This window comes from Bartonella sp. CL71SXKL, from assembly GCF_042194935.1.
In the GTDB taxonomy this organism is placed as follows: Bacteria; Pseudomonadota; Alphaproteobacteria; order Rhizobiales; family Rhizobiaceae; genus Bartonella.
Genome location: NZ_JBHINI010000015.1, coordinates 23,820 through 35,197 on the forward strand (window position 1 = coordinate 23,820; position 11,378 = coordinate 35,197).

Sequence of the window (11,378 nt, forward strand, 5' to 3'; positions counted from 1 at the left end):
GCTCCATAGGAAGCTAATGAAATCAACTCTATCTTTTCTCAAACCACTGCCCTCGCTATAAGCATTTGATATCCGATCCCGTCAAAAAGCAGCAGAGCAATTCTTGGAAAACATCGCTGAGATATTGAAATATGTCTTGCAAAAGCGTTTAAATCAAATGTTTCACTATATTTTTCGGTATATTCATAAACTGAAATTAAGAATATTATAATAAGACCTCAAAAAACGACGACGCCCAAATCAGCCGTAATAAAGCCTCCTAAAACTGAACCAATAATACCTCTCTATCAGACAGACTACTATGTAAAGGCTTTAATACAATACCTTAGCGCTAATGCCATAAATGTTTCTGATAGATAACGAAGTTTATTGTCACAACAACATCTAACAACGGTCAATAGAAAAACCTCAACCTTGAGTATAAATAAAATCAACTTGAAAGCGCAAAATATATCTCTAGGACATAGTTATATTCGTTATCTGGCTTTCCCCTTATTGGCAAGCCTCCCGCAACAGACGCAGTAAAAATACCAGCCTCCATCGCTATTCATTCTCCTGAATAATAAGCTATCACTACCATAAACATCAGCGTTCAAATGTTCCCTACCAAAAAACTTGACATGCCCAGTAATATGTGTGTGTGTATTTATTATTTGTAAACATGTGTGCTGATTTATAATACTGTGTGTTTTTAAGAGATTCTGAAATGGGGGGGGGATAATGTGCACAAACAACTGATGTTTCGGTTTTATGGGCTTGTTGTCCTGCTGTATCTTTCTGATATGGTTTTATTTTTAAGTAATCTTTGGAATGCTTATCGCATAACATCCTCATCGGTTTTCCTAGGCGTAACCATGGCTTTGGGCACCCTTATGCCCTATCTTTTGAAAAAAAGCGGTCTTGTGCACATTAAAGCCTCACTGCGGTTGGTCGATTTATACAAAAGGCGAATCATTATCTATAGCCTTCTTTTATTGATTGCACTTTTCCATTACGCTGATTCCCCCTTTGGTTTTATCGCTGTCTCTATCTCTATCGGCTATCTCTCTTTGATTACCTTAAGCACTCTCGAGACTTATAATACTAAACTAGCACTTAGTGGTTATATTAGCGCCCAAAAGGCTTCCCGCATTATGCAAACAGTGGTGCAAATTGGCGCATTTTTGGGAGCAGCACTGAGTGGTTATCTCTTAGAAGCGACCAGCCCTCGAGGGGCAGCAGCTGAAATCGGTTATAATGGTTTGATTGTGACACTTTGTGTGTTTGACATCATTATAAGCCTTATAGCCGGATATATTATCTTTTGCGATGAATATAACGCCACAGATACCACAACACTTGAAACTGGTAAGAAGCCAGCGCCTACACCGCAAGCGGATGAGCTCTCCCGTGAACTTAAACTTTTATGCGTCTGCATAGGACTTATTGGCTTTCATATTTGCGCTTATAATACGCTGGCAACTATTCTTTTTCAGAGTGTGAAAAATTTTGGTTCTGAATATTATGGGCTTTGCAGTGCGGTTGCGGGCGTGGGCGCTTTTTTAGCTGCTTTTATCAAAATCCCTCGTTTTGAATTTATTCTCCCAGCCCTTATGTTGAGCATGGCTGATCTTATTTTTAGCACCACACAATCGCCCTATTTGGCTGTGGTCTTTTGCTTTTTTATTGGCTTTTCAATGAATACCATGCGAATTAATGCCCGCAAACATACGATTGAAGCAACCAAAACAGAGGCTCAAGCAGAGCTGGTGGGAAGCTATAGCGGTATGCTTTATACTCTCTCCCAATCGGCAGGTTATGTCATTCTTGGTCTTCTTACAAGCTCTGCCCTTATGGGTCCTCAAGCAGCTGTTTATCTTCTGCCCCTTATAGGGCTAATAATCTTTATTTATGTTCTTTTCCTTTTATCACAGCGGAACAAAGTATGAGAAAACCTATTCTTATTGTCGACCCTTTCTCCACGGGTGCCCTCTATGGCCCTGCTTTGCAAAAATTAGGCTATGCTTGTTATGGTGTTGTCTCTCAAGCAGCTCCTTTTTCACACTTTATGCTTTCTTATCAGGGAAAGGGCATGGCAGAAGCGAAGCTTCATAGTGTAGATGAGATAAAGAAACGCTTTCCTATCGGCACGATAGAGGCTGTAATAGCGGGTGCCGAAAGAGGTATCTATTGTGCAGAGCAATTGGCGGCTTATTATGGTTGTCTTGGGAATAACCCCTTGACTACCGATTGGCGACGGAAAAAAGCAGCGATGCAAAAACGCCTTTGTGAAAATGGTTTATCTTACATCCGATCAAAGATTCTTACAAAAAACGATTGTACTCTCGATGATTTTGAAAGCCACAGCGGCTATGTGGTAAAGCCGAATGATTCTGGTGGAAGCGATGGTGTTTTGTTTTTCTCCAGCCGTGAGAAAGTGGCGGCATGGTCCTCTAGAATCGACTGGACGCAAAAAAATATTTTTGGTGCACCTAACGAGACTTATTTACTCCAAGAAAGATTGGAGGGAGAGGAATACATCGTCGACGCCGTTGTAAATGGAGAGGCTATAAAGATATGTGCTTTATCGCGGTATAAAAAAGGTATTCATAATGAAAGTGCCTTTGTTTATGAATCGCTTGATGTACTTGATGCTCAAGATCCCTCTTATGCCCCTCTTATCTCTTATGCAAAACAATGCATTCGCGCGCTGGGGATTGAATATGGGCCCGCGCATATGGAAATCATGCAAACAGCTCGTGGTCCAGTGATGATCGAAGTAGGAGCCCGCCTCCACGGAGGAATTGCACCCACTTTATTCGCGCATTGCTATGAAGATGATTTACTTGAAAGCTCCGTTAACCTTATTGTAGGCGTGTTTTCGCAAACACCAAGTCGCTTTAAGAAAAAAGGGCGTATTATCTTTCTTATCAACGAGATCGACGGTCATATTATAAAAGATGTTAACGTATGGCGGCAAAAGCTTCATTCTTGGGAAAATGTGGTTCATTTTACGCTCTTTTTTAAAGAAAACGAGCCCCTCCCCCTAACCATCGATTTAAATACCTGCCCTGCCATTATAGCAATTTGGGGACACAGTGATGATGAATTATCAGCTTTGGAGAGGATCATTCGTAGCAATTTCTTATAAAATACAACAATTGGGAGGAAAACATGGATTCAGCAGCGCAAATAATTGAAAATATAGACAAATATGAAAAATGGAAGCAGGTCGTTTTTAAAGAATTCGATGCAACCATGAATAACACAATTAGACCTTTTCCCTGCCTATTCGGTGTAAATGGATACTCAAAAAATATGCTTAGATTTGGGTTCTACAATAAGTTGACCGCAAAAAATATGATGGAAGACCTGATAACTTATTGCGATAACTATAAAAGTTTTGGAAAGAACACATCTTTTGTTGCATTCGAGAAGCCTGCCCCCGTACAAAGTATCGAAGTTTATAGAGAAAAATTCTGGTCTATACTTAAAGATTTGCGAACTCTTGATGACCAAGAATGGCCTAAGCATATACCAAAAAATATGGACAATCCTTTATGGGAGTTCTGCTTTCATGGCGAGCCTATGTTTATAGTTTGCAATACCCCATCCCATATAAACAGAATAAGTAGGAGAAGTTCTACATTTATGTTAACTTTCCAGCCTAGGTGGGTTTTTTCTGATCTGCTCGATACAGAACAAAAAGCAAAAAATGCATTCTCCGCTGTAACAAAAAGACTTGAACCTTTTGATATTATAACAAAATCTCCTTTTTTAGGAAAATATGGCGAACCCCAAAATAGAGAATGGACGCAATACTTCTTGCAAGATAATAATATTGAATCCCCACCTTGCCCATATCATATAATGGAGCACGATAATGACTAAATTTTCTAAAATTAAATTAAATAAAAATATCTATGATATATTCAAAATGATGCTTCCAGAGCAAGGATCAATAGAGATACAAAGAGACTTTCCCAAAAAAATACACGATTGGCATATTCACCAGGTCGATGAAACTCTCTTAATTATAGAGGGAGAGTTAGATTTTTTCTATAGCGAAAAACATATAACCTGTACACCAGGAGATATTATACATCTACCTGCCAATACAAGGCACAAATCAATTGCGGCAGATGTAGGATGCATATATGCAATTGCTACAGAAAATCTCACTATTGGAGATATTAGAGATGGGTAACCGCACGCTCTTTAATGGATTCTTTCTCATACAGGATCTTATTCTTTTACTCCTACTTCTTATAATACACCCCTAGATTCTGCGGAAAATAAGGCTCTGAAGTTTACGGCCCCTACCCCAAACAAACGTAAAAACTTTTCAGAAACCGCATTTTACAGCACAAAATAGAACGTTATTCTTTAGGAAAAAAAATGGATCAAGCTTAACCGGTTAAACAACAAGAAAATAATTTTGTTTACAGCTTTATTATCGAGCATTCACGGATGGATTCCGGTATTATCTCTATCTGGAACTCCCTACAAGCATGAAGCAGAAAAGCTATCAAGCATATTTAGTATACCTAATGACAACTGTTATTACCATGCGTGATGGCTCTAAAATGTAGATGGATTTGAACTTTTAAATAATTTTTTTAACTCTTGCATCACTTTATTTTCCTACTTTTTAAATAATATTTAATAACTTAAGTAAAGTAAATATTTTTATTTTTGGTTTTGGTTTTGGTCTGTTGTTAATCTAAAGCATATGAAGAGAATATATTAAAGAGTTAAAGTATTTATATGTCGAAATTGAAGCTGACCTATTTTACCAAAAAAAGAACTATGATGACATAGGTGAATTTAGCTATTAATCTTTTGTTGCAAACAAGTGGAAAAAGAATGCTGAATGTAGAAAAAGCTGCATAAGCGCCTTTAACAAAAAGGATTAAAATTTAGATAGAGTTACAAGGTATAAAATAAAATTTGTTCCATCAGCGCTGCAATTTTTTCTGGTTAATTTATTCTACTGATATCACTAAGGCGTTCTTCTAATGACATCGTCTATCATTAGAGGGAGGTATATGTCTGTTTTTCGAATTGTGACAGCACACAAGTTTCGTAATTTATTTTGCCCATTAGAAGATGTTGGTTAGTTGAGTAAGTGTAAAAAATACGTAGCATTCCGTATAATGTAGTGTGTATGTATAAAACTTCTCAGGATGATCGTGTTAATAGCAATGTTTAGGGGAGCCTTTTTGGGAAAGATTGTACAGAAACTATGAGTATCTCTAGGAGAAAAAACGCTTATTTTTAGAACAGAGAGAAACATTGATTATAACAGTTTATTAGGCTAAACGCAGAATATTCTCCTAATAATGGATGGTTAAATTATAACGGGATAGTTTTTTGATAATCATAAAGAAAAAGGTAGAGAGCGTGTTTCTTTTAGTTAAGAAAGAGTGTTGCTCATTTTTTTTTCTAAAAGTAAGCAAATTCAAAGATAATTTTTTGTTCTTATAGTGGTGAGAAAATAATTGTCGAAGTCAGTGAAGGGGAGATTCCAATAGATTGTTACAAAGTTTAATAAAAGTTGGAATACTTAAAAATTCTTTAGTTTCTATTATGATTTAAGAATACCAGGTTAGGATATGGAGAATTAAAGAGCTCAAAACTTTGTGATAATATTGGTTTAGAATTACATCTTGTTCATTCAGACGAGATGAGCCAATTATTATATGTCACAGAGACATATGGGTGGAAAATTTAAAAAAAGCTTATCCAGAATCTGACTTAAAGGTTATTGGAACTTTAGTAGTAAGATTGGCTTGGTCTCATGTTTCTCAAAAATTAGCAACCAATCTTGTTGTGACTAGACTAAATTTGGAAGATCTGCTCACTGAGCGTTTTTATAATATTATGAAATGATAAAAATATTAATATTTCTTCTTGTCCCGGACACGAAGCCGGTGCTATTTGTATTTATTATCCGTTGCACCATTGTCCGAAATATATTTTAAGTGGTTGTCACTTGAAATATGCCTTGGAAAATTATTTGGCAAGAGAGCGTACCTATATGTATTGGAAAGTAATTTCCTATTATTTATCTCAATCTATGGGTACAACGTTGCCAAGTATAGAATTCATGCTGACAGATGACTTTCAAAAAATAAGTGCCTATAACGCATTTGAACTAAACTTTTATGAAAAACTGGAATTTAGTACCGAACCATATTCGACAATGGAGAAAATCATAAAATGGCTTGAGTCTCTGTTTAAAAGGAAAGAGGCTATTGCGTAATTCTGTTTTTCTTATGATTGTGATTGGTTGTTTGACGAGTTTTTGTGCTAGTGGTGTATTATCTATTGGCCTTTCTTTGTTACAATTCCAAGATACAACAGGAGAAGCGTCTGCTACTTTAAATGTCGTTAATTTAATCGCAATTGGAATTGCTGGCTTATGTTTGGGAAACGTGTTGGCGCACTATCAAGGCTTTATAATTGGGTTTTATAGTCAAATTATTTGCGCTTGTTTATTGTCTTTCTTATTATTTATGAACAATCCAGTACTTATTTTATTTGTATTTTTTTTACTTGCTCTCTTGATGGGGGCTGATAACCCAAATAACAATAGTGCCTTGAATCAGCTGGTTCCAGCTCCCAAACAAAAAGCTGGAATTTTTGCATTTTACACTAGTTGCTGTCAGTTTTTTGTTATTATATCCCCATTGCTTATATATTTTATAATTGCGCATTTGGGGCACAAAATAGCTATAGCCTTTATTGTATTTATCTATCTTTTGAATGCCTGCTTATGGTTTCGTATAAAGTCTATACAACAACTAAACAGAGCAAAAGAGCTATTAAAAAAGCCATCTCAAAAAGCTTATGGAGTTGGGTTCAGGTGCCTTTGGCGGATTTCTGCGTTGCGTTTTTTAACGATTAATCGTATTTTGAATAATTCTCTCTATACGGGGCCTATTGTTTTATTGCCACTTGTGCTTGCTTCTATAACATCAGATAATATAAAATTTACAGCTATTCAAAACTCTATTTTTGCTTTGTCAGCACTGGGTTTTGTGATCAATGGTCTTATCTCATCTTATTATTTACAGAAATTTCCATCTTTAATTCGTTTTTTTGTATGGGGGGCACCGGCTTTTGCCGTGATCGCAATCTCTTTTGTTTTATATTTAAATTTTACTCAATATTCCCTTTATATTATGGGGTTTTTATTAGGTATTGGGCAATTTTATTTTAGGATATCGGGAATAACAATTGGACAAGCTATCACACCTAGTGAAAATTTAGCCGAGGTGATTTTGGCAGGCGATGCCAGTGTACGCATCATAACAGCTTTATTCTCTATTGTGCTTTTATATGCAGGAAAATTTTTTTCATTTTCTATATTATACGTCCTATGTGTATTTATAGGCTTTTGCGCCCCTTTATTTATTTTGCACGGACTATCTATTTACATACAAAGCTTAAAGATAAAAGAAAGCGCCGCATGAATGATATTCAATTATTATATTACGTCAGCCTTTTTTTGATTATCGTATAGATAAAAATGTTGTACAAATATTCATGACATTAATTTTAAATAAGCACATTGCGTGAGAAAAGCTGAGGTGTTCGTTACCTCTCATGTGGATAGCCCGTTAAGCAACGAAATTGCAAATAGCACTATGATCACCATTAATGCTAAAAGCTCTACCAGAAGTTAGTGATAATGGCAAAAATCCTTTAATGATATTTGAAGAGATCGTTTATGCTAGATCAGGTTATCTCAAGATCGAGAGGAGAGGAGCTTAAAAAGTGTAAAATTCATGGAAATTCAACAGCAATTTCTAGGTGTACATAATGACAGGCATAGATTGGCGCGAACTGGTCAATTGCAACAGCAAAAAATCCTGCAAATGCTGAGCTTTTTAAACTATGTCATATCAAGCATATGAAAGTTCGTTTTAAATTAATGGCGGAGAGAGAGGGAGCGTTATATTTATATAAAATCAATAAGTTATATAAAAGTTCGGGAGTTTTGATTCCTTTGATTCTTTTAACTTATTTTATGTCTATCCCGAACCTTTTTGTAGCTTTTTGATTGCTTCTATTGCAAGGCGTTTTCTATCGGCTGTTTTGGTATAAAGAGATGCCATTTTATCTTCTGTCCAGCCAAAAAGCGCTTTCATTTGCGAAACTGTCGCACCAGCATTGGCTGCACGTGTTGCTGCTAATTTTCGCAATCCGTGCGCTGATTTTTTAATACCCGCCGCATTACATGCTTCACGAAAGAGGTTGCCAAAACTTTCTTTGACAAGCTTATTTCCACCTTTACCACAAATAAATGTTTCATTACCTATGGGACCAATTTTAAGGGTTTCCTCTAATTCTGGTAAAATAGGAAGAAAAACATCTGTTTTAAATTGGCTCTTTTCTGTTTTGAGATAAATGATATTATCTTTGACATCTTTCCAGCCGATACGAACGGCATCACCACGGCGCAAGCCTGTATAAAGAAGAACATCAATCCAGACGCGTTCATGTGTACCATGTGACCAACGGTGATAATATTTGTCTATGTCCTCTTCTAGCCATGGCAGTAATCCCTCACTGTTCAAAGATTTTGGTGCTTTTATATTAAAGGCAGGATTTCTATTTAAAAGGGCATTATCAACCGCCCAATTAAAGAGACCGTTTAAAGAGGTCAAAAAATGTTTTGCAGCCGCGGGGGTCTCTCGCCTTCTGTCTACGGCTTCAAGAATGTGTTGTTTGTTTATGCTTTTATATGCACGATCACCGATATGTTTAGAAACATTATTCAGAATTCGATATTTAACTTTTTTAGTGGATTCTGATTGATTATGCCATTGCATGCTTTGTAAATACTGATGCAATAACCAATCGAAAGACCCTTCTGTGAGTCTGGTACGCCTCTTTGTTTTGGAGGAGCCATTTTGTGCTTGCTTAATAGCCAGCGTATAATTATCAACAAACTCTTGCGTTCCATAGGTTCCTTCAATCCGAAACCGTGGTCCATGACCAATACGTACATACCATATAACTTTACCATGGCGTGTACGTTCACGAACAAGATGCGGTGGACGGCGTTTTGGCATGGCTAAAACTTTATACCGTCGACAGAGGGGCAGCTTTTGCTGGTCTCGTAGTCTTCTTGTTCATTTTCAAGCGGTGGAAAATCATCAATGCTATAAGTATTATCTGTCGTTGTTGGTGTTATGGTTTTATTGATATGAATTAATAATTCCCCTGTAGGTTTGATTTCTATGAGTTCACATCCTTGTTTTTTAGCTTCTCTTAAAGCACGAGCAATAGCTGGTTGCGTGATAGTAGGTGGGCGGTGTGGCATGTTTATTCCCCTTCATTTTAGATGTAATTCACTCGTGGCGTGAATCACGCTGGTGTTAAAATTTTGTTTGTGTTGCTAGAAAGGAATGTCGTCTTTTGCTGAAGAGTCGCCGTTCTGGGCGGTCATAGTTCGTTTACAAGCTTCTGAATTATCATAAATTTTTGTATCGCCATAAATTCTTGAATCACTATCGATAACCACATTTCCATAAATTTCTACGCTTCCAAAAATATGACCTCCATATATTTTGACGTTATTATAAATTTTTGCATTTCCAAAAATCTCTGCATTATAAGCAACTTGTGCGTTATCAAAAACCTTAGCGCTATCGTAAATATTGGCAAACAAATACGCCTTGGCATCATTATAAATCCAACAATCGTTTTCATGACTTAAATTGTCTTCATGCTCTATAAAGCCGCCAAGATCACCTGCCTTTACATCTCCAAAGTCTTTCAATGCACGGATGCGGTAAAGCGTAATGTATCCATCAAACTCAATTGTTTCATCAGTCAGTTCGTATTTTCTCATCTGGTTTGTTCTCTAGTTGAGATTCTTCTATCGCCATCAATCCAGTCGTCCCAACATACACATGCTTCACCGTAAATTTTTGCATGACCGTAAACATGCGCATCACCGTAAACTTGCGCATTGCCGTAAACACGCGCCCCATCGTAAATGTATGCCTCACCGTAAACTTGTGCATTGCCATAAACTTCTGCATTATCAAAAACGTGCGGTTCACCGCAAATATATGCATCACCGTAAACTTCTGCATGACCGTAAATGCATGGTTCATCGAAAACTTCTGCTTTGCCATAAATACGAGAATTGTCGTAAACATGTGCATAACCGTAAACTTGTGCATTTTCGTAAACCTTAGCATCATCATAAACCTTGGCATAACCACCAATCCAGCAATTACCATGATGCGATAGGTTATCTTCTTTCTCGATATAGCCGCCAAGATTACCTTGCTTGACGTCCTCCAAATCTCTCAATGCACGAATGCGGTGGAGAGTTTTGCCTTCAATCTCAGTTGTTTCATCAGTAAGTTCGTATTTTTTTTCCATGGTTTATTGCCTCACGCCCGTTGTGATGATTTCATCATTGATGATCTCTGCGTTTCCATGAATAAATGCATCACCATAGATTTTGGCATTTCCCCCAACTTTTGCTCTAATGGAAATCAATGGACTGTCATAGATTTTAGCATTTCCATAAATTTCAGCTTTTCCACTAATAAATGCACCACCGGAAACTTGTGCATTTTCGTAGATTTGTGCACTGGCAAAAACACGAGCATGTCCAAAAATCTGCGCATTGCCAAAAATATTAGTTTCTCCGGTAACAGATGCACTACCAAAAACACATGCATTTTCGTAAATATCAGCAATGTTATCAATATAAGCATCACCAAAAACCTTGGCTTTGTCATAAACTCTTGCATGACCATCCACACGAGCGTTTCCATAAACATGTGCATCACCAAAAACCTTGGCATAACCATAGACTTTTGCATCATCGCCTACCCAGCAATTGCCATCATGACTTAGATTGTCTTCTTTTTGTATAAAACCGCCTAGGTCGTCTGCTTTAACATCATCAAAATCCCTTAATGCACGAATGCGGTGGAGAGTTTTGCCATCAACCTCAGTTGTTTCATCAGTAAGTTCGTATTTCTTTTCCATGGTTTTTGCCTCTACCTTAAGATAGCATCACTTCCATAAAATGCTGTTTTGCCAGCTACTATGGCATTACCACCAACTTTTGCGTTATTATAAACTTCGGCATCATCATAAACCTTAGCATTTTCATAAACTTTGGCATTTTCATAAACCCACGCCTCACCACCAACCCAGCAATTGTCATCATGGCTAAGATTTCTTTCACTCTCTACCCAGCCACCAAGATCACCTTTTTTAACATCTCCAAAGTCTTTTAATGCACGGATACGGTAAAGTGTTATTCTATCAACTTTAATTGTCTCATCAGTCAGTTCGTATTTCTTTTTTATCATAATAACCTCCTCTTAATGCATGCTTTGTCTTTTAAGCTCTTGAGA

At 37.0% G+C, this 11,378-nt stretch carries 13 protein-coding genes; 7 read left to right on the plus strand and 6 right to left on the minus strand.

All coding sequences use genetic code 11. From position 1 onward, the window contains the following. Positions 1-737: 737 nt before the first annotated feature. The 7 genes from ACFILA_RS07545 (at position 738) to ACFILA_RS07575 (ending at position 7,457) form a co-directional block, all read left to right on the plus strand. Positions 738-1,928: a hypothetical protein gene (locus tag ACFILA_RS07545; protein WP_375630723.1), complete on the plus strand. Its 1,191-nt coding sequence runs from the start codon at positions 738-740 to the stop codon at positions 1,926-1,928. Next, complete coding sequence (locus tag ACFILA_RS07550; RefSeq protein ID WP_375660921.1) at positions 1,925-3,130, plus strand: ATP-grasp domain-containing protein; 1,206 nt, start codon at positions 1,925-1,927, stop codon at positions 3,128-3,130. The genes ACFILA_RS07545 and ACFILA_RS07550 overlap by 4 nt, the downstream gene beginning before the upstream one ends. A 23-nt stretch (positions 3,131-3,153) precedes the next feature. Then, entirely contained in the window at positions 3,154-3,870 is a 717-nt protein-coding gene (locus tag ACFILA_RS07555; RefSeq protein WP_375660922.1) for a YqcI/YcgG family protein, read from the plus strand. Next, on the plus strand, positions 3,863-4,186 hold the full coding sequence (locus ACFILA_RS07560) for a cupin domain-containing protein (protein WP_375654701.1): 324 nt from the start codon (positions 3,863-3,865) through the stop codon (positions 4,184-4,186). The genes ACFILA_RS07555 and ACFILA_RS07560 overlap by 8 nt, the downstream gene beginning before the upstream one ends. Positions 4,187-5,700: 1,514 nt before the next feature. Beyond that, complete coding sequence (locus ACFILA_RS07565; protein ID WP_375611449.1) at positions 5,701-5,871, plus strand: hypothetical protein; 171 nt, start codon at positions 5,701-5,703, stop codon at positions 5,869-5,871. 103 nt (positions 5,872-5,974) lie between these two features. Continuing rightward, positions 5,975-6,244, plus strand: coding sequence for a hypothetical protein (locus tag ACFILA_RS07570; RefSeq protein WP_375637178.1), 270 nt, complete (start codon positions 5,975-5,977; stop codon positions 6,242-6,244). Beyond that, positions 6,237-7,457 (plus strand): MFS transporter, encoded by a 1,221-nt coding sequence (locus tag ACFILA_RS07575; protein WP_375637179.1) that lies wholly within the window; start codon positions 6,237-6,239, stop codon positions 7,455-7,457. The genes ACFILA_RS07570 and ACFILA_RS07575 overlap by 8 nt, the downstream gene beginning before the upstream one ends. A gap of 561 nt (positions 7,458-8,018) precedes the next feature. Here ACFILA_RS07575 and ACFILA_RS07580 read toward each other — a convergent pair. The 6 genes from ACFILA_RS07580 to ACFILA_RS07605 form a co-directional block, all read right to left on the minus strand. Further along, positions 8,019-9,062 (minus strand): tyrosine-type recombinase/integrase, encoded by a 1,044-nt coding sequence (locus ACFILA_RS07580; RefSeq protein ID WP_375628768.1) that lies wholly within the window; start codon positions 9,060-9,062, stop codon positions 8,019-8,021. A 2-nt stretch (positions 9,063-9,064) separates the two neighbouring features. Continuing rightward, the gene (locus tag ACFILA_RS07585; RefSeq protein WP_015857131.1) at positions 9,065-9,313 is read right to left on the minus strand and encodes a hypothetical protein; all 249 of its coding nucleotides are present in this window, start codon (positions 9,311-9,313) and stop codon (positions 9,065-9,067) included. A 75-nt stretch (positions 9,314-9,388) separates the two neighbouring features. Next, on the minus strand, positions 9,389-9,844 hold the full coding sequence (locus ACFILA_RS07590; RefSeq protein ID WP_375627550.1) for a hypothetical protein: 456 nt from the start codon (positions 9,842-9,844) through the stop codon (positions 9,389-9,391). Further along, the gene (locus tag ACFILA_RS07595) at positions 9,841-10,386 is read right to left on the minus strand and encodes a hypothetical protein (protein WP_375660923.1); all 546 of its coding nucleotides are present in this window, start codon (positions 10,384-10,386) and stop codon (positions 9,841-9,843) included. Before ACFILA_RS07595 ends, ACFILA_RS07590 begins: the two co-directional genes overlap by 4 nt. 3 nt (positions 10,387-10,389) lie before the next feature. Then, positions 10,390-11,004 (minus strand): hypothetical protein, encoded by a 615-nt coding sequence (locus ACFILA_RS07600; protein ID WP_375660924.1) that lies wholly within the window; start codon positions 11,002-11,004, stop codon positions 10,390-10,392. A gap of 11 nt (positions 11,005-11,015) precedes the next feature. Continuing rightward, positions 11,016-11,333, minus strand: coding sequence for a hypothetical protein (locus ACFILA_RS07605; RefSeq protein WP_156850804.1), 318 nt, complete (start codon positions 11,331-11,333; stop codon positions 11,016-11,018). Positions 11,334-11,378 lie beyond the last annotated feature (45 nt).